A 19,586-nucleotide genomic window follows, 5' to 3' on the forward strand; every position below is an offset into this window, starting at 1 on the left:
TGCCAAGTGTCCGAAAAGGGGTGAGGCCGAATCGGCTAGACAGCCGGGAGATCAAGGCTCGAGATCTGCGCGTTGACTTTTGATTCGTAGTCCCTGTCGTGCTCTTCGTAGTTGGAGCCGACCTTGATCAGCGTCTCGGCGGTGTGCATCAGCTTGTCATTGAGCTTGTCGGCTTGGAAGTAGTACCGCTGCATGAACGCGTTGAAGGCGTCGGCGGCGCCACCGCGCCAGTTCGAGCCGGCGACCATGCTGTCCTCATCGCGTTTCAGATCGGTGATGGCGTGCATGAGCATGTCGTGGGTGTTCTGGAACTCTTGGGCCTTGGCCTGAATGAGCTCATTGCTGGCTTCGAATGCACCGGCCACGGTGGCTCCTTTCGATTCGCGGGCAGACGACCTCTCAGTGATTTGGACGTAGGTCACGATCCGCCGGTTCCACCCCTGTTCCAGCTATTCGTCCGCGCACTCTGCACGGATCGTGGCCCTGACCAGTGTCGTTTGCCCCGGGGTGAGAGCTCCACGCGAGAGGAGGCTCGCCGACTGGCTACCAGGTGCTGTTCGCCATGAGCGCGTACTGGGCGGCGGCGCGCTGATACACATCGGCCAGCTGGTCGGAGTCCACTGTCGCCACATAGCGGCGGTAGACGATCGCGCAGCGATACCGCTTCACCTTGGTCTCGACATAGCCGTCGACGTCGTAGGCGACCGGACCCTCGCCGCAGCGGGCGCCGGGAACCTTCGGCGGTGCGTCGACGGCACCCGGATAGGCCGTACCCAAGATCGCGGACCACAGCGTGCGGGCCGCGTCCGCATCGCGGGCACGGAACAGCAGTGACGGGCCCTCGAAGTCGAAGCCGCTCAGGGCGAAACGATCCACGCCGCTGTCCGCCAGGACCCGCCGCCAGTGCTCCTGATCGTTCACCCGGTGCAGGAAGCCGCGTTCCCCGCCGGAGAATTCGCTTTCGAAGTACGGCAGCCCGAAGCCGTCAGGGTTCAGCTGCTGGCGCAACATGCCGTCCGGATCCCACTTCAGGCGCAAGATGCCTTCGCGATCAACGGGTTTCAGTGCGTCCAGCAGCGGCACTTGAGCGTCATAGATCTTCTGGGTGAGGTCGGTCAGCTCAGCGAGGTCCGGTTCCTTCCATGTGGTGAAGGTGTTGACGACATAGCTGCCGTGGGCGAGGAACGATCCCATGGTCGGAATGCCTGGCCGCCAATGAGTGTGGGCATCAGTGTATTTCGCCAGCGACACCGTTTGGTTGGCGTCGGCCGCCACCTGGAAGTCGACGCGCTCGAGGTCGGCGGCGGCCTTGCTCGCCGCGGCCGCGTCCGGAAACTGCATGACGAAAGTGAGGATGCTACCGGCGCCGGCCGGTAGATCGTGATACTGCGGCTTCGGCTGGTCCGCGCTGCTCGCGGCGAAGCCGAACAACATCTGATTGTCCCGCAGCACCGATTCGGAGCCCGTGGCCAGAATGCCGGCGGCCTCCGCGGCCGTGTCGAAGTGTTTGCTGCCCGTGGCGTATCTGAACCGCGGATCGACCTCCGGTCCGGTCACCACCTGTCCGTCGAGACGCATCGCCGCCAGTACCACGCCCTCATGCAGGGATGGGTAATAGTGGAACCGGGTCTCCAGTGGCTCGGTGACATAGTTGCCGACATCGAGGGTGCGGACATCGATCTCTCCGGGCAGCGCGGTCCCGCCGACGTGCGAACCGCAGCCGGTCAGTGCCGTCGCGGCAAGGGCGATGGCGCCCAGTCGAATTCGTCGCGATATCATCAGAGTTCCCCCGGCCCTTCGTCAGCGGGCGTTGACCAGCATGGCGTACTGCGCGGATATGCGCTGCTGAGCGTCCAGTAGCTGACCGGCCGACACCTCGGCCGCATAGCGATCGTGCCAGACGAAGCAGTAGTACGGGATGGCGCCCAGCGTCGGCCCGGTGTACTTGCGGCACACCGCGTTCGGCAGGTTCTGGGGCGAGTCGGCGCGCACGTAGGTCCGGCCGAGGCGGCTGTGCTGCTCGACGATCTCGGCGGCCCCGGCGGCGTCGCGGGCCCGATAGAGGTAGTTGCCCTTCCAGGCGACGCGGTCCACGCCGGCCTTCTCGAACAGTTTGATCTCGTCTTCGCCCTGCACCAGTTGCAGGCCGCCGTGGCGGTCGTAGACGCCGGGGATGCCGGCCTGCCCGGGATCGTCCAGGATGGTGTGCAAGGCCCGCCCGAGCACATTGTCGGGGTCGATGAGCAGGTCGGGCAGTTTGTCCTGCGGGGTTGCCGGGAATTTCGCGACCGCGGGGGTGATGGCCTCGATGCTGTGCTGAACGTGGGCGACCAGTTTGGGCAGGTCGCGCTCATCCAGCTCAGCCATCACATTGTCGATCACCCGGGTGCAGATCACGTATCTCCCGGTGGCATACCAAGAATGGAGCATTCCCGCTCCGTAGTGCGGACTGTTGTCCTTCACGTAGGCGAACGCGGCCGGGTACTTGTCGATCGCCACCTGTCTATTGTTCGGGTCGGCCTTCATATCGGTCTGCCCGAGCGCCTGGGCGGCATCGCTCGCGGACTTCTCGTCGGTGAACATCATCACGACGTTCTCGAGCTCGTAGGACAGGCCGGTCTCGTCGTCCGACCTGCCCGCAGTGACATAGCCCGCGAGAAAACCCTTCGCTGCCGCGTTCATCGGCTCCGGGGCGGAGTCCATGCGCCGCACCATCGCGGCCGACCCGAAGTCCACGAAGGGTCGGACGGCCGAAACCCACGGAACTGCCGGGTACTTCACCTCGCGCTCGATCTCCGACGGCAGTGGCAGATAGTTGGCCAGCCGTTCGATCTCGAGTGCCTTGGCCTGGTCCAGATTGACGGCCTTGCCGTAGGTCGTGGGTTTGGTCTCCAGATTGCCGGTGTCGAGTTTGGACAGATCGACGGCGGGCTCGGCGGGCTCGACCGGGCCGGGCGCGGCGTCGGAGCCGCAGGCCGCGGTGCACGCCACCGCTGCCGCGGCCGCCATGGACGCGACGGCGCGTGCGAGCTTGCGCATGGTTCCCCCCGGAAGAACGAACGATCGGTCGCTACCCTACTTGATTCTGTTGTGCAGCGCCGGGACCAGCTTGTTCACGAGTGTCTGCGACGAATCCGGGGACCAGCCGCGCACCGCGGCCACCGCGGCCGGATCGTCGAGCGGAATGACGACGGCCCGCGAGCTGGTGATTTCGCTGGGCAGCCCGAGCAGCCCACCGCCACCGGCCTTCTCGTCGCTGCGCACCGCGATGATGTACGAATCATCGGCCACCGTCAGCGACCCCCAGCCATCGGCGGGGCGCGGCGAGGGCTCGTCCCCCTTGGGCTGGTACTGGCTGTTGTAGACGAAGCCGAGGCTCTCCAGGAACTTCGCCTGCGGTGTACCGGCCAGGTAGATGCTGTATTTGGTGTTGAACTGCGCGCCGGTCACATCGACCATGGTGACGGACCTGCCCGCGAAGGCGGGATTGTCCTTGCGCGCCTTGTCCACCGGGCTGAGATCGGGATCCACCGAGGTCGCGGTGGCCAGGGCGGCGGTGGAAGTCGTTGTGGCGGACTTGGTGTCGTCGCTGCCCGTGGCCACGATGCCGATGCCCACCGCGAGGGCGACCGCGACCACGGCCGCGCCGATCCCGACGTAGAGCCGGTTGCGGTTGCGTGGCGTCTGCCCGGCCTCGGTCGGCTCGGAGGCGGAAACCGGTATGCGGCCCTGTGTTTCACCGCCGGGAAACAGCATGCTCGGCGGCGCGACCTGGATCGGATAGGTCGGAGAGGTGGTGGTGGACACCGGGTTGTACCCGGGCACGAGCACGGCCGTGGCGGCCTCGGTGAACTCTCGGCAGGAGTTGAAGCGCTCGGCCGGATTCTTCGCCATCACCCGCGCGAACACCTGATCCAGCTTCGCGGGCAGATGCGGGTCGACGTCGGTGGCGCGCGGCGGCGGCTCATGCAGATGGCCCATCATGACCAGCGCCGGTTGTGTTGCGGGATAAGGGTTCCGGCCGGTCAGCAGCTTGAAGAAGGAGCAGCCCAGGCTGTAGATGTCGGCGCGGTGGTCCAGCGGGTGGCCCGAGAGCTGTTCCGGCGGCGCGTAGGCGATGGTGGCGACGAAACCGCCGGTCTGGGTGAGCTCGGTCGTGTCCTCGGTGGACTTGGCGACGCCGAAGTCGGCGAGCAGGGCGCGCTCGTCCTCGCCGTCGACACTGGAGAGCAGGAAGTTGGCGGGCTTCACATCGCGGTGCAATAGGCCGCGGCGGTGCGCGTAGTCCAGGCCGCGGCCGATCTGCGTGATGATGGACAGCGCGCGTAGCGGCGGCATGGCGGCGGGATCACGTTTGAGCTCGGCCGAGGCGTCGGTACCCTCGACATACTGCATGGCGATCCACAGCTGGCCGTTCTCCTCGCCGCGATTGTGGACCGAGACGATATTCGGGTGGTCCATGCCCGCAACCACATTCGCCTCGCGTTCGAAGCGGCCGCGGAACTCCTCGTTGCGGGTCAGGTCCGACGAGAGCACCTTGAGCGCGTCCATGCGTGGCAGCTCGGGATGTTTGGCGAGGTAGACCGTGCCCATGCCGCCGGAGCCGAGGACCCGGACGATCCGGTAGCCGCCGACGATGGTGCCGGAACTTATCACAATGCCGCCTCCCCCGTGACTTCAGCGGGCGGCTGAGAGCCGTGGACCGTACTGCACCCGTGCCGCCGGCCAGGTGTTCGAATCGATTTCGGACGTACCCGAATGAGTAACCCAATCGGTACGAGATCAGCGCTCACTTTGGCATACGAAGACGTCTCAGTCGAATGGACGCAGGGATGGGCGACTATGTGGTCCGGAGCCGGGACGTAACCTGGGGATGTGCTGAACAACCCCTGCCGCGTGTTCCTCCGGGGCCGGTTCTCTTGATGGATCGGCAGGTCGAGGTGGTCGCGGGCGACCATGTGCTGAACCGGGTGGCGGGTGCGGTCATCCTGGTGGCGCATCGGGAGCAGGGCAGACTCACGCCCGATTCGCAGGCCGTGGTGGCGGCGCGGGCACTGGGCGAGCTGGTCGTCGACGCCACCGCGCAGGCGCCGGCCGAGCCGGGCCGGTTGGTCGCTCGGCAGGCCACCCGCTGGCTCATGAAGGAGGCCGAGCGCATCTCGCCCGGCGCGCCCATCGAATTCGGCATCCTGTCCGCCGCCGACAACGGCGGCCTGGCCATCTTCCTGCACGGCTCGGTGACGGCCGTGCTGGCCGGATCGGTGGTCGAGTACTACCGCGGCAGTGATGCCGCCTTCACCGTGGACCGGGTGGCCGAACCACCCGCGCGGGCCGCGGCCGTGTTCATCGACGAGAGCCGGCGGCGGCCGCCGGAGCTACCCGAGCGCGGAATCGGCTCGCTCATCGAGGGACTCGCGCCGGCGGCGGGCGCGGTGGTGTGGTTCGAGGGCGAACCGGTGGTGTCGCGGCGGCCGTCGCATCCGGCCGGGGCGCGGCGCCGGGCCATGGAACCGCCGCCGCCCACCGCTGCCTTCGACGCCGAACGGGATCCGGAGCCGGAAGCGATTCCCCTGGACCCCAACCTGATTCCGACGCGCACCTCCAATCGGATTCCCGCGAGCCTGGATGCCGATCCCGCGCTCGAACCGGCGGATCCCGACACCGAGCACCTCGACCTGCATCGCGCGCCCACCGAGATGGGCGGTTCGAGGGAGACCAGCGGCACCAACCCCGCGCCCAAACCCGATCCGGATCTCCAGCGCCGTCTGGAGGCGACCGCCAAGGCCACCGCGCTCACCGTGAAGGTGCTCGGATTCAAATGCGCGCGTGCGCATCCCAGCGATCCGCGGTCCGCCTTCTGCACCGTGTGCGGCATGCCGGTGGATCAGACCCAGCAGATCGCCGAGGTGATCCGGCCGCCACTGGGCATGCTGGTGCTCGACGACGGCATGACCTACATGGTGACCGCCGACGCCGTGGTCGGCCGCGACCCGGAGCAGTCCGAACCGGCGCGCGCGGGCCTGCTGCCCTTGCGCATCGACGACAGCTCCGGCGGCATGTCCCGCGCGCATGCCGAGATCCGCTTGGTGAACTGGGATATCACCCTCATCGACCACGGCTCCACCAACGGCACCCGGGTCCGCCCGCCGGGCTACCGGGATTGGATTCGGCTGCAACCGAATCAGCCGTTCACTCTGATCGCCGGCGCGGAAATCATGCTCGGCAACCGGGTCCTCCGCCTCGAGCCCATCGCGCCGCCGCCCTTCGGCTGAGCGACTCGGCCTCGTCTTTCAGGCGTGTTCGTCCCCTCGGGTACACAGGAAGCGCGCCGCCATATTCTGGCGTGTTGTCCGCCGGAATCTACAGGCGCGGGGTAGATCCCGGCCGCCCGCCGGGATGGCGAAGGACTGCCACGCGGATGACGGGACTGCCACTGGGATGACGAAGGGACTGCGGCGCGGATGACCGCACCGCACCGATGGCGAACCGCCCGCTAGGTATAGCGCGAGTAGCAGGTGTCCTGGTTGCCCAGCACACCCGCGCGGAAGGCATCCACCCGGGAGAAGCCGCTGGGCACGGTTTTGCCGTCGGTGTCGCTGGCGGCCAGGCCATCGGAGAGCAGACCGGAAACGGCCTCGTCGAGATCGCCCGCGGACAGCGCGATATCGCCCTGCGACTTGCTTCGGTTGGGGTCGGCCAGTTTTCCGGAGATCACACCCGACAGGCAGGCCGCGCGCAGGCCGGTCTTCGCGCCCGTCAGCGGCAGCCCCGCGGCATGCTGCACGGCCAGGGCGTAGCGCGAGATGAAGACGATGTAGGCGGTGAAATCGCCGGTCACATTGGCGGGCAGGGCATCCTGGTCGTCGGCGTTGGAGACGCCGCGATCGTGCAGCGCGGGCACATCGGTGCCGATCACATCGGTGGCCGGGCAGTACGTCACCGGGACGGTGTCGGCGCCGTTGCGGCAGTTCAGCTTCGCGGTGTCGTAGGTGTACTTGGGCTCGTCCTTGATCGGCATGATGGCGGCCATGGCCTTCGCCAGCTCCTGGAGATTGGACTGGTTCACCTCGGACTGGCCGTGCGTGGAGTCGTTGCCCAGGGTCTGCGGCAGATTGCCGCGGCGGCGGTCGATCTCGTTCTGGTCGATGCCCTTACAGCCCTTGGGCCCGTCGGTGAAACCGATCTGCACCGCCGTCACCCGCTCGAACGCCGAACCGTGCACGCTCTGCGGATCGTCGGGATCGGCGTCGCGGAAGGCCACGGTCGCGGCAAGCACCGCGTTCAGTCCGTCGGAGGTATTGATGGTGAAGTGCTCGGCCTTGCCCTCGGCCACATTCCGGATGAACGCGCCGGCGAAGCAGTCCGCCTGCTGCTCCTTGACGATGGTCGGGGTGCGGCGGCCGACGATCTTGGCCATCTCCTGGATGGCGTGCCCGTACTCATGGGCCAGCACCATGACCACCGACATCTTCCCGAACTCATCGACCACCGCGGGCAGCAGCACGCCACGATCCCAGCCGACCGAGCCGTCCAGACGGCAGTAGGCGGCATTCACGAGCCGGTAGCTCGACTCCCCGCAGAACTGCCCGGCCTGCGAGCGCGGCGTCTTGGCGCTCCACGAGATGAACTTGTCGACCGGGGCGAAGGTGCCGCCGAACTCCCGCGGGAACTCGCCCTGCCAATAGGTCTGGATGTCGTCGAGCGCGTTGAGCACCAGCTTGTCGATGGAGCCGCCATCGCCGTTCTCAGCGGTCAGCGTCGAATCCGGGACGCCGGGGCGCGGACCGTTGGGTCCGCTGGTGGTGGGCAGACCGGCAACCTTGAACGGGTCGTCGTAGATCGAAACCGCGCGACCGTGAACAGTTCGTGTACATCCGGACAAGAGCGCGACCGCCAGCGCCAACACACCCGCCACCATGAGCACGCGGCGAATTCCCGTGGATCGGCGCGTGCGCACCGCCTCCCCCTGGCGTCTCCCCACTTGCACTCCCTCGCAGGCCGATCGAAATCTCTGTCCCGGTATCGGGCGGACGGCCGCTGAGCGCAACGCCGGACTCCGGAAGCTTCGCTTATTATCCAGCCATGTCTTCACCGGGGGCGCAGCAGATCACCGTGCGTCATGATGGAACCGATCGAGTCTTCGACGCGGCCCAGCAGATCACCATGGGCCGGGCGCCGGAGGTGACGCTGTTCGTCGACAGCCCACTGGTATCGCGGGTGCACGCGATCCTCAGCTACGAGGCCGGGTCGTGGATGCTCACCGACAACGGCAGCACCAACGGCGTTTTCGTGGACGCCCGCCGCCTGACCACGCCGCTCGTCATCAACCGGCCCACCCAGGTGCGGCTCGGCGACGCCATCAGCGGGCCGCTGCTGCATTTGATGCCGCAGACCGCCCTGGGCGGCGGGGCGCCCCAGCCGCAGCGTCCGGGCATGGCGCCACCGCCCAACCGGCCGCCGTCGCGGCCGATGCCGCAGGTCGGTCAACCGCAGCCGCAGGTCGGTCAGCCGCTATCGCAGGTCGGTCAGCCGCTGTCGGGACAGCAGCCGCCGGTACAGCCGTTCGCCCCGCGACCGCCGGTGCAGCAGCGGCCGAACCCGCAACAGGCCTGGCAGCACCAGAACCCGGCCCAGCCCCATGCGGTGCCGCCCAATCCGAATCTCGCGCAGCGGCCGAATGTGAACCGGCCGGTGTCCGGGCCACAGCATCAGCAGCCGAATCCGGTGCAGCAGATTCAGCAGCCGAATCCCGTGCAGCAGCGGCAGACTCCGCCCGTCGGCACCCCGCCGACGCCGAATACGCCGCGCCCGCCGGTGAATCCGCTGCCGCAGGCCGTCGGCGACGCCATCAACATGACCACCAAGGCCGACACCTCGGCGCTGCCGCCCATCCGCGCCCGCGCCTCCACCGCGGCCATCGCGCGCGCCGACCGGATTCCGCGGACCGGCCTGAACATCGGCCGCACCAGCGACAACGAGATCGTGGTCAACGACCCGATGGCCTCGCGCAAGCACGCGCGCCTGGTGCCGGACCAGCAGGGCCTGGCCATCGAGGACCTCAACTCGGCCAACGGCACCTTCGTCAACGGCCGCCGCGAACAGCGGGCGCTGCTGCGCGAACGCGACATCGTCACCATCGGTAACGTCGACTTCGTCGTGCAGGAGGGCACGCTCGTGCACCGGCAGCGGCCGGTCGCCGAACAGGGCCTGCACGTGCACGGCGTCTCGTTCACCGTGGAGGGCAACAAGCAGCTGCTGATCGACGTGAACATGCAGGCCGGGCGCGGCTCGCTGACCGCGCTCATCGGCCCCTCCGGTGCGGGCAAGTCCACGCTGTCGAAACTCATTGCGGGAACCACGCATCCCTCCGCGGGCGTGGTCACCTTCGAGGGGCGCAACCTGCACGCCGAATACGAAGCGCTACGCTCCCGCATCGGCATGGTGCCCCAGGACGATGTGCTGCACCGGCAGCTGACCGTCAAGCAGGCGCTCAACTTCGCCGCCCAGCTGCGCCTGCCCCCGGACACCAGCAAGGCCGACCGCCAGCAGGTGATCGCCGATGTGCTGAAGGAACTTTCGCTCACCCAGCACGCCGACACCCGCGTGGACCGGCTCTCCGGCGGTCAGCGCAAGCGCGCCTCGGTGGCCATGGAGCTGCTCACCGGCCCCTCGCTGCTGATTCTGGACGAGCCCACCTCCGGCCTGGACCCGGCGCTGGACCGCCAGGTCATGACCATGCTGCGCGAGCTCGCCGACGCCGGGCGCACCGTCATCGTGGTCACCCACTCGGTGGCCTGCCTGGATATGTGCGATCAGGTGCTGCTGCTCGCACCCGGCGGCAAGACCGCCTTCTGCGGGCACCCGGGCAGCGTCGGGCACGTCATGGGCACCAGCGACTGGGCCGAGATCTTCGGCCGTGTCGCCGCCGATCCGGATCGGGCCTTCGCGAATTTCCGCTCCCGCCAAGCCTTCGCGGAACCACCCGCGCCGGTCCAACCGGTGGAACGGGCGAAAGCGCCGAAATCCAGTTCGCTCAAACAGTTCTCGACGCTGTCGCGACGGCAGCTGCGGCTCATCTTCGCCGACCGCGGCTATCTGGCGTTCCTCGCGGTCCTGCCGTTCGTGCTCGGTGGCCTCTCCCTGGTCGTGCAGGGCAAGAGCGGATTCGAATCCGTCGGCTTCGTGCAGGCGCCCGACGGCAGTTTCGTGCGCGCCAACAATGGCGAGGCCCAGCAGCTGCTGGTGGTGCTCATTCTGGGCGCGTGCTTCATGGGCGCCACGCTCACCGTGCGTGACCTGGTGGGCGAGCGGGCCATCTACTACCGCGAGCGCGCGGTCGGATTGCGTTCCGGCGCATACCTGATGTCGAAGGTGGTCGTCTTCAGCCTGGCGGCGCTGCTGCAGTCCGCCGTGATGGTCGGCATCGTGCTGGCGGTGAAGAAGCCGCCGAGCAAGGGCGCTGTGATTCCGATCGGAACCGTGGAACTCTATCTCGATGTCGCCCTGACCGCGGTGACCTGTGTGGTGCTCGGTCTCGCGCTGTCCGCGCTGGCCAAGTCCAATGAGCAGGTGATGCCGCTGCTGGTGGTGATCATCATGGCGCAGCTGGTGATGGCGGGCGGCATGATCCCGGTGACGGGCCGCGTTGTGCTGGACCAGCTTTCCTGGCTGTTCCCATCGCGCTGGGGCTACTCCGCCGGGGCGTCCACCGTCGATCTGCCCGAGCTGTCGGCCTCGTCCGCGGCGCAGCAGGACCACTTCTGGAAGCACACGGTCGGCGCGTGGACGCTGGACGTGTCCGTGCTCAGCGGGATCGCCGTGCTGCTCGCCCTGTTCACCTGGTCGCGTCTGCGCTTGAAGAAGTCGGCGGCGTGATCGGCCATTCGAGCGCGCAGGGGTGCGAAGTGTGTAATCGATCGCGCGCGCTGCGGGGCGAGCAGGCAGACTGATGACTGTGACGGCTCGAGTTGGGGCAGTGCATCTCGGCTGGGACGTGGTGTCGGTGGCCGCCGGTGGCGGCGGTACGCCCATCCGCCCGGTCCAGGTCGAAGGCACATACACACCGCCCGCATACCTGCTGGCGGATTCGTCCGGCCGGCTGCACACCGCCGGCGTGGACCGGCGTCCCGACGTCGGCATCGCCATCTCCGATGTGCGCGACATCATCGGGCACCCGCAGATCGTGGTGGCCGGGGCGACCTGGCCCGCCGAACTGGTCTTCCGGGCCCGCATGCACAATCCGCTGGCGTCGGTGGTCGACCACCTGGGCGGGGCGCAGCCGGATGTGCTCGCGCTGCCCTTCCCCGACGAATGGCCAGACCCCAAGGTCGACGAATTCGTGCGCCTGGTCGAGCAACTCGGCGTTCCCGCCGAACCGCTGCCCGAATCGGTGGCGCTCTCCGGCTATGTGCGCGCTCTCGGCCTGGTGCGCGCGCCCGGCCGCGGCCCGGGGGTCGGCGCGGTCGGCGTCTACTCCGACGGCCGCGAATGCCTGGTGGTCGCCGTGCACGGCAATGACGATCAACCCACCGAATCGGTCAGCGTGGCCATCACCGCCGAGGCGCTGCACGAGGCGCACGCCGCCGACAATGTGGTCATCGAGGTGATGGCCGCGGCCCGCGCCATCAATGCCGACACCTCGACCGTGCTGCTCACCGGCAATGTCTGCTTCAACGACGCGTTGCGCCTGGCCTTCCAGAACCACCTCGGCCACCGCTTCCAGGTCGCCGACCACCCCATGCACGCCCTCGTCCTCGGCGCGACCCACCTGCTGGTCGCCGACAGCGAAGGCGATCCGGCCTACGACCGGCCGCAGCAGGCCTCGGGTGCGGCACAGCCGTCGGCGGGCGGCGTGGATTCGCGTCCGGTCGAGCAGGGACCGCGCCACGTCACCGGCGGTCCGGCCGCCGGGCAGCCGTTGGCGCGCCAGCCCGAGCCGTTGGCCCAACAGCCGGAATTGATTCCCCGGCACATGGATTCACCGCCCACACCAGAGTCCGCCACGCAGCGGCCGGGTTCCGCGCGCGGCACCGGCCCCCAGCCGGCGATCGATCCGACCGCCGCGGCATCGGCCGGGGACGACTCGGCGGGCCGGACGCGTCGGCTGACCGCCGATGAGGCCGCGGCCATCGCCGCCGCGGCACAGGGCTCGCGGTCGGTCGGGACGGGGCCGCAACCCGCGGTCGATCCGGCCGTCGAGGGGATTACCCGCCGAATCACCCCGCAGGAGTCCGCATCTCAGGGCGGGCAGGGCGGCGCGGTGTCGCCGACCGGGTCCGGCGGCCTCACCCAGCGCACGACGGCCGAGCAAGCCGCGCACCTGACCGCGCAGGCGGGAGCGGCCGGTCACGTCCGGCACGAAGCCCCGGCCGCGGTCCAGCCGCCGAGTGACGATGCGGGGCAACGGGTTCCACGCGGCACCGAGGGCCCGGCCTCCGGGTCGCAGCCCGTGGCCGGGGGACGCGGGACGCTGCCGCCCGGGTTGGAGGGTGTGGGCGGCCGGTTCATGCGGCCGCCAGGGTCACCAGCCGATGATCAGATGACCGCGGTCATGGGCCGGGGTGAGCAGAGCGGTGCGGTGTCCGGCCAGTCGGGCACGCCCGCCGAGGCCGGGTATGGATCGGGTTCCGCGGGCGCGCAACAGGGTTCGGGCGGTGCGCCCGCCGGGGCGTACGGTTCCGGCGGCTACGGCCAGTCGGGCGGACACGGCCAGGCAGCTGGTCAGCCCGGCTACGGCCAACCGGGTGGGCAGCAGAGCAGCACGTACGGACCGGGAGGTTCCTACCCATCCGGCCAATCCGGGGCGGGCGCAGGGTCTTCCGGCTATCAGGGCGGCGTGGGCTACAGTCCGGCGAATCCTCGCGGCTCCGACGCGGGCGCTCAGGGCGGGTACGGTCCGGGCGGCGCACAGCCGGGCGGCGGCGGTCAATACGGCGCCGCGCCCGGTGTCGGCGGGCAGTATGGGCATGGCGGATACGGCTCGGCGGGTTACGGACAGCAGAGCGGATACGGACAGGCCGGTTACTCGTCCGGTCCCTATGGGCCCGAGGGGGATCCGTCCGATTCGGGTCGCGGGAATTTTGCTGGATCCGGCGGAAATGCTCCTGGTCAGCCCGGCGCGATGTACGGTGGACCGATGTCGACGGGGGCGCGTGGGGCGAATCCGCAAACGCCGGAAGATGCGGCTGGGCAGTCGGATTCGGACTCCGGCTCCGAAGGCGAGCGCAAACAGCGCAAGGGCAAGCTGTGGAACAAGATGCGCAAACCCTTCGGCGCGCCGATCATCGTCGGCGCGGCGGCGCTGTCTCTCATGGGCGGGAATTCGGACCAACAGGCCGAACCGGTCGCGTCAAGCCTGTCCTCCGACACCGTGATTCAGGTGGGCGGCGGGGGGCTACTCCCGGTCGATGAATCCTGTGCGGTGACTCCGTTCGTCTCGGGCCTCCCGCACCCGGGCATCGCCAATATCGGCGATCCACAGAGCTCGGACTGCCTGCGCTTCGGCATCGATACCCTGCGCTATACCATTCCCGGTCCGGCGCGCGGCGTCGATCCGGGCCCGCCCCTGCACATCTGATCCGTCCGCGTCGAGGTCCTCGAGCGGCAGCCAGTTCGTCATGGTCAGCAGCTCGACGCGGGAGACCCGCGGCGCGGGTCCGATATGCCCGGTGAGCGTCCAGGCGCGTTCGATGGTGAGCCGCAGCAGCCGCCGGGCCGCGTAGAACAGCAACACGGCCAACGGCAATTCGCCGATGCCGGCCGAGAGCAGTGCGAACCACAGATCCGGGCTGTTCCAGTCGAGGACGACGTCGAACCACGCGTCGCAGATCAGCAGCGTCCCGGTGATCATCGCCCACGGAATGAAGACCTGCCGTCGCCGCCAGGCCGTCCACGCGGTCATGCCGATGGCGCCGACCAGTGCGAAATCGAATCCCACCCAGGCGATATCCCACTGGCTCACCTGTCGCTCGGAGGGCAGGCTCACCGAGAGATAGGCGATCCACGGGATCAGGAAGACGAGGCTGCCGGTCACCACGGTCAGCAGGATCCGGCGCATGGCCGCCGCATGCGGGTGAGACACTGCCGTCACGTGCGGCGTCGGATGGATGCTTATCGCCATGGCGGCCTCCATTGGCAGGTCCGGCTCCTCAACCGTCGCGACGGTCTCCGTCCTCCAATACAATGCCCGTACCGGAGGAGGCCATTCCGGTTACGGTGTGATGTGGCCCACTCGTTATTCCGGGCCGTTCGGACCGCCGGGACCGGATTCGAAGGTCGCCGACCCCCGCTGGTAAGGTTGCTCGTTGGCGTGCGGTACGGCCGGGCAACCGGTTGTCGCGCGAGCCCCGGGTCTCCACCGGCCGCCGGGATCAGCTCGACCGTCACGCTTGGCTGGCAAAACCTACGACAGACAGGGATGCACTGTGCCTACGTACAGCCCCAAGGGCGGTGACGTGACCCGCAAGTGGTACGTCATCGACGCCACTGACGTAGTGCTCGGCCGTCTTTCCGTGCAGGCTGCCAACCTGCTGCGCGGTAAGACCAAGCCGACCTACGCCCCGAACGTTGACGGTGGCGACTTCGTCATCATCATCAACGCCGACAAGGTCGCCGTCTCCGGCAACAAGCGCGAAGACAAGGTGCTCTACACCCACTCCGGTCACCCGGGTGGTCTGAAGGGCCGTACCGTGGGCCAGATCCTCGACACTCGCCCCGACCGTCTGGTCGAGCGTGCCGTCAAGGGCATGATCCCGAAGAACAAGCTGGGCAACCAGATCATTCGCAAGCTGAAGGTCTATGCGGGCCCGAACCACCCGCATGCCGCCCAGCAGCCCATCCCCTTCGAGATCAAGCAGGTGGCCCAGTGACCGCTCCCGAGGAATTCAACGACGACTACGTCGTCGAGGACACGGCCGCGGAGGTCGTCGAGGAAGGTGACGGTTACGAGGCCGAGGCCGAGTACACCGAGACCTTCGCCGCCCCGGTCGTCATCGACCGTCCGGTGCAGACCGTCGGCCGCCGCAAGGAGGCTGTGGTCCGCGTTCGCCTGGTGCCGGGTTCCGGCAACTTCGTGCTGAACGGCCGCACCATCGAGGACTACTTTCCCAACAAGGTGCACCAGCAGCTGGTGAAGTCCCCGCTGGTCACCGTCGAGCGCACCGAGACCTTCGACGTGCACGCACGCCTGGTTGGCGGCGGCCCGTCCGGTCAGGCCGGCGCCCTGCGCCTCGCCATCGCGCGTGCCCTCATCGAGGTCACCCCGGATGACCGTCCCGCCCTCAAGCGTGCCGGCTTCCTGACCCGTGATCCGCGTGCCACCGAGCGTAAGAAGTACGGCCTCAAGAAGGCCCGCAAGGCGCCTCAGTACTCGAAGCGCTGATTTGCGCCGTATGGCTCTACCGTGCCCGGCTCTCGCGAGGGCCGGGCACGGTACGGTTTACACGGCAACCTGTACGAGAGCAGGCTCCCCGCAACGGTCTACGCGACTGTTGCCCCTTCCTTCCTGGACGCACTCCGCCGCGGAACGCGGCTACGGTGCGAGAGAGCCCAGGAGAGGGCCGGAAGCCTGCTCTCGTGCTGTATCGACCGACCAGCAGGGGTGTTGAGGTTAATGGGACGTTTGTTCGGCACCGACGGCGTACGCGGACTCGCCAATGAGTCGCTGAGCCCCGAACTGGCGCTGCGGGTTTCGGCCGCGGCCGCGCAGGTCTTGAGTCGGGGGAAGAAGCGTGCGCTGGCCGTCGTGGGACGTGACCCGCGCGCCAGCGGCGAGATGCTGGAGGCCGCGGTCACCGCGGGCCTGACCTCCGCGGGGGTGGACGTGCTGTCGGTCGGCATCCTGCCGACACCCGCCGTCGCCTACCTGACCGGCCTGTACGACGCCTGCCTGGGCGTCATGATCTCCGCCTCGCACAATCCCATGCCGGACAACGGCATCAAGATCTTCGCCGCGGGCGGGCACAAGCTGGACGACACCGTCGAGGACCGCATCGAGGCGCTCATCGCCGAGGGGACCTACACCCGGCCCACCGGCGCCGGAATCGGCCGCGTGCTCGGCCGTCCCGGACTGGGCGGGCACGTCTTCGACGTATACGACCGGTACAGCCTCGAGGGCACCCACGAGCGCTACGTCGAGCACCTGGTCCAGGCCACCGGCCGCGATCTGCGCGGGCTCACCGTGGTGGTGGACTGCGCGCACGGCGCGGCCTCCGAGGTCGGTCCCACCGCCTACCGCGAGGCGGGCGCGACCGTCATCGCCATCAATGCCGAACCCGACGGCCTGAACATCAACGACGGCTGCGGTTCCACGCATCTGGAGCAGATCCAGCGCGCCGTCCGCGAGCACGGCGCCGACCTCGGTCTCGCCCACGACGGCGACGCCGACCGCTGCCTGGCCGTGGACGCCACCGGCGCGGTGGTCGACGGCGACGCCATCATGGCCATCCTCGCCCTGGCCATGCGCGACTCCGGCGAACTCGTGCAGAACACCCTGGTCGCCACCGTCATGAGCAACCTCGGCCTGCACATCGCCATGCGCGAGGCCGGAATCACGGTGCGCACCACCGCCGTCGGCGACCGCTATGTCCTCGAGGACCTGCGCGCGGGCGGCTACACCCTGGGCGGCGAGCAGTCCGGCCACGTGGTCTTCCCCCGGTACGGCACGACCGGCGACGGCGTCCTGACCGGCCTGAAGCTGATGGCCCGCATGGCCGAAACCGGCCGGAGCCTGGCGGAACTGGCGAGCATCGTCACGACGGTCCCCCAGGTGCTGGTGAATGTCCCGGTGTCGGACAAGGCCGCCGTCGCGGTCGCGCCGTCGGTGCTGGAGGCGGTCGCCGAAGGGGAGCGCCTGCTGGGCACGACCGGCCGAATCCTGCTGCGCCCCAGCGGAACCGAACAGCTGGTCCGCGTCATGGTGGAGGCGACCGACCCCGCCCAGGCGCATTACCTGGCCGACAATCTGGCCAAGCTGGTGGCCGACGTCTAGGACCCCCGTGCGGTCCTACTGTCGCTCGCTGAGCCGCCCGCCGTCCATGTGCCAGCGGCGGGTGGCCCGGACATTGTCGAGCATGCGGCGGTCGTGTGTCACCAGCAGGACTGTGCCCTCGAAGGATTCGACCGCCTGTTCCAACTGCTCGATGGCGGGCAGATCCAAGTGGTTGGTGGGCTCGTCGAGGACGAGCAGGTTCACTCCGCGCGCCTGCAACAGCGCCAGCGCCGCGCGGGTGCGCTCACCGGGGGACAGGGTGTCGTTGGGGCGCAGCACATGTGGGCCGCGCAGGCCGAATTTCGCGAGCAGGGTGCGAACGTCGGATTCGTTCCAGTCCGGCACCTCGGCGCTGAAAGTGTCGGCCAGGGTGGCGTTACCGCGGAAGAGTCCACGCGCCTGGTCGACCTCGCCGATGGCGACGCCCGAGCCGAGAGCGGAGGATCCGCTGTCCGGCCGCGTCTTTCCCAGCAGCAGGGACAACAGCGTGGACTTGCCGGAGCCGTTCGCGCCGGTGAGCACGATGCGGTCACCCCAATCCACCTGCACCGTCACGGGTCCCAAAGTGAACTCGCCGCGGCTCACGATCGCGCCGGACAGGGTGGCCACCACCGACCCGCTGCGTGGCGCGGCGGCGATGGACATGCGCAGCTCCCACTCCTTGCGCGGTTCCTCCACCGAGTCCAGACGTTCGATGCGCTTGAGCGTCTGCTTGATCTTGGACGCCTGCTTCTCGGTGGACTCGGCGCGCATCTTGCGACCGGCCTTGTCGGAGTCGAGCTTTCGCGGATCCCGCGCCTTGCGCCGGGCATTGCGGACGCCGTGCTCCATCCAGTTGCGCTGCATGCCGGCGCGGGCCTCGAGCCCGGCCTTGGTGTCGGCGTACTCGTCGTAGGCCTCGCGGGCGTGACGGCGGGCGATCTCCCGCTCCTCGAGGTAGGACTCGTAGCCGCCGTCGTAGACGCCGACCTGTTGCTGGGCCAGGTCCAGCTCCACGATGCGATTCACGGTGCGCGCCAGGAACTCCCGGTCGTGGCTGATCACCATGAGGGGCTCGCGGACGCCGGTCACGAACTGTTCGAGCCGGGCCAGCCCGTCCAGGTCGAGGTCATTGGTGGGCTCGTCGAGCAGCAGGATGTCGAAGCGGGACAACAGGACCGAGGCCAGACCGGCACGCGCGGCCTGGCCGCCGGAGAGCACGGTCATCGGGGTGTCGAGGCCGTGCGGGAGGCTCGCGGCCAGACCGAGATCGGCGGCCACCTCCTCGGCGCGCTGCTCCAGGTCCGCGCCGCCGAGGGCGAGCCAGCGCTCCAGGGCGGGGGAGTAGTCATCGTCGCCGCCGTCGGCCAGGCGTTCGGCGGCCGCGTCCATGGTCTGCTGGGCGGCCCCCACACCGGTGCGCCGACGCAGGAATTCGAGCACGGTCTCGCCCGCGACGCGCTCGGGTTCCTGGGCCAGGTAGCCGACCGTGGCGTCGGGCGGGCTCAGCACGATCTCGCCCTCGGGGGCGCGTCCGTCGGCGAGCATGCGCAGCAGGGTGGACTTCCCGGCCCCGTTCACGCCGACCAGCCCGATCACATCGCCCGGGGCGAGGACCAGGTCCAGGTCGGAGAACAGGATCCGCTCGCCGTGTCCGGCGGCCAGGCCGCGCGCATGCAGAGTGGTGCTCACCGGGGCGATTCTGCCGTGTTCAGGGTGGCACCCTGACTCCGGCCCTCGGAAAGTTCAGGGTCGGTATGGGGCGTGGGACCGATGTGCGCGGAGATCGAATTCGGCACAGTGGAGACATGACCACAGAGTTTCCGAACCCCGCCCCCAAGCGCCTGACGCGCTCGGCCGATGACAAGTGGATCGGCGGCGTCTGCGGCGGCCTCGCCGAATACTTCGGCTGGAACGCCAATCTCATCCGCGCCCTGTTCGTCCTGTCCTGCCTGCTCCCGGGTCCCCAGTTCCTCATCTACATCGCCCTGTGGATCGTCATTCCGAAGAAGTGAGTCAGTGGCCGAATTTCACGACCTTCCCGTCGTCGCCGACGTAGATCGTTCCGGTCCCATCGACCGTGAGGGGATCGGTAAAGACCACCCCGAGATGGGTATCTTCTCCCAGCGGCTAGTTCCCTGGGACCTCTCGAAGACCTTGTGCTGTAGCGAATCCATCGAGCACGCGCGGAACGTGCGGTATTCACATGCGCCGAAGTTATCCACAATCCGAATCAAGGTGCTGCACAGCGTCTCCCGGAGTGACAGGATGAGAGCCACGTCACTACGGAGGAGCGCACATCATGGTCACATCGGGTGATCTGCCGGGTCTGGATCTGCCGGGTTTCGACGCGCATTCGGAACTGGGTGCGCTCGGTGGGGTGGAATTATCGCACCCCACGCAGGATCTCGACGGAGATGGCCTACTGGACACGGTGACCACCACCACCGATCACGCCATGCAGGTGTGGACGGATCTGGATCACGACGGCTTCGCCGATCATGTGACCGTGGTGGACAGCGACGGGGACTTCGCGGCCTGGGAGTTCCACCACAATCCGGACGGCACCACCGAGTGGGTGCGCATGGACGTAGGACATCTCGGCGGCAAATAGCCGGGG

The 19,586-nt window shown here is 68.5% G+C and carries 14 protein-coding genes; 8 read left to right on the plus strand and 6 right to left on the minus strand.

Annotation, left to right across the window (positions count from 1 at the left end; genetic code table 11):
- Positions 1 to 35 precede the first annotated feature (35 nt).
- The 4 genes from GLP40_RS34325 to GLP40_RS02310 form a co-directional block, all read right to left on the minus strand.
- Positions 36 to 365, minus strand: coding sequence for a WXG100 family type VII secretion target (locus tag GLP40_RS34325; RefSeq protein ID WP_196054493.1), 330 nt, complete (start codon positions 363 to 365; stop codon positions 36 to 38).
- A gap of 178 nt (positions 366 to 543) precedes the next feature.
- Positions 544 to 1,779, minus strand: a complete 1,236-nt coding sequence (locus GLP40_RS02300; protein ID WP_154786100.1) for a DUF7373 family lipoprotein — start codon at positions 1,777 to 1,779, stop codon at positions 544 to 546.
- Positions 1,780 to 1,800: 21 nt separating this feature from the next.
- Positions 1,801 to 3,039 (minus strand): DUF7373 family lipoprotein, encoded by a 1,239-nt coding sequence (locus tag GLP40_RS02305; protein WP_154786101.1) that lies wholly within the window; start codon positions 3,037 to 3,039, stop codon positions 1,801 to 1,803.
- A 36-nt stretch (positions 3,040 to 3,075) separates the two neighbouring features.
- Positions 3,076 to 4,656, minus strand: coding sequence for a serine/threonine-protein kinase (locus GLP40_RS02310; RefSeq protein WP_328289574.1), 1,581 nt, complete (start codon positions 4,654 to 4,656; stop codon positions 3,076 to 3,078).
- Between the two features lie 266 nt (positions 4,657 to 4,922).
- On the opposite strand from GLP40_RS02310, the gene GLP40_RS02315 reads away from it, so the two are divergent.
- A complete protein-coding gene (locus GLP40_RS02315) occupies positions 4,923 to 6,272 on the plus strand; it encodes an FHA domain-containing protein (protein ID WP_154786102.1) in 1,350 nt (449 codons plus the stop codon).
- 221 nt (positions 6,273 to 6,493) lie between these two features.
- Here the strand turns inward: GLP40_RS02315 and GLP40_RS02320 are convergent, their stop codons facing one another.
- Positions 6,494 to 7,918: a neutral zinc metallopeptidase gene (locus GLP40_RS02320; protein WP_154786367.1), complete on the minus strand. Its 1,425-nt coding sequence runs from the start codon at positions 7,916 to 7,918 to the stop codon at positions 6,494 to 6,496.
- Positions 7,919 to 8,082: 164 nt separating this feature from the next.
- Here GLP40_RS02320 and GLP40_RS02325 point away from each other — a divergent pair, with 164 nt between their 5' ends.
- The 5 genes from GLP40_RS02325 to glmM all read left to right on the plus strand — a co-directional run bounded on the left by GLP40_RS02325 (position 8,083) and on the right by glmM (position 16,987).
- Positions 8,083 to 10,875, plus strand: a complete 2,793-nt coding sequence (locus tag GLP40_RS02325) for an ATP-binding cassette domain-containing protein (protein ID WP_196054494.1) — start codon at positions 8,083 to 8,085, stop codon at positions 10,873 to 10,875.
- A 79-nt stretch (positions 10,876 to 10,954) separates the two neighbouring features.
- The gene (locus GLP40_RS33535; protein ID WP_230329152.1) at positions 10,955 to 13,576 is read left to right on the plus strand and encodes a hypothetical protein; all 2,622 of its coding nucleotides are present in this window, start codon (positions 10,955 to 10,957) and stop codon (positions 13,574 to 13,576) included.
- An 847-nt stretch (positions 13,577 to 14,423) separates the two neighbouring features.
- Entirely contained in the window at positions 14,424 to 14,867 is a 444-nt protein-coding gene (rplM, locus tag GLP40_RS02340; protein WP_326309446.1) for a 50S ribosomal protein L13, read from the plus strand.
- Positions 14,864 to 15,379, plus strand: coding sequence for a 30S ribosomal protein S9 (gene rpsI / locus GLP40_RS34330; RefSeq protein WP_328289575.1), 516 nt, complete (start codon positions 14,864 to 14,866; stop codon positions 15,377 to 15,379). The genes rplM and rpsI overlap by 4 nt, the downstream gene beginning before the upstream one ends.
- Positions 15,380 to 15,610: 231 nt before the next feature.
- On the plus strand, positions 15,611 to 16,987 hold the full coding sequence (gene glmM / locus GLP40_RS02350; protein WP_154786105.1) for a phosphoglucosamine mutase: 1,377 nt from the start codon (positions 15,611 to 15,613) through the stop codon (positions 16,985 to 16,987).
- A gap of 15 nt (positions 16,988 to 17,002) precedes the next feature.
- Here the strand turns inward: glmM and GLP40_RS02355 are convergent, their stop codons facing one another.
- The gene (locus tag GLP40_RS02355) at positions 17,003 to 18,658 is read right to left on the minus strand and encodes an ABC-F family ATP-binding cassette domain-containing protein (RefSeq protein WP_328289576.1); all 1,656 of its coding nucleotides are present in this window, start codon (positions 18,656 to 18,658) and stop codon (positions 17,003 to 17,005) included.
- Between the two features lie 116 nt (positions 18,659 to 18,774).
- On the opposite strand from GLP40_RS02355, the gene GLP40_RS02360 reads away from it, so the two are divergent.
- Entirely contained in the window at positions 18,775 to 18,981 is a 207-nt protein-coding gene (locus GLP40_RS02360; protein ID WP_154786106.1) for a PspC domain-containing protein, read from the plus strand.
- Between the two features lie 287 nt (positions 18,982 to 19,268).
- Positions 19,269 to 19,580 carry a DUF6802 family protein gene (locus GLP40_RS02365; protein ID WP_154786107.1) on the plus strand — a complete coding sequence of 104 codons (312 nt, stop codon included), beginning with the start codon at positions 19,269 to 19,271 and terminating at the stop codon, positions 19,578 to 19,580.
- The last annotated feature ends 6 nt before the right edge of the window (positions 19,581 to 19,586 follow it).

This window comes from Nocardia aurantiaca (assembly GCF_009708175.1).
GTDB lineage: Bacteria > Actinomycetota > Actinomycetes > Mycobacteriales > Mycobacteriaceae > Nocardia > Nocardia aurantiaca.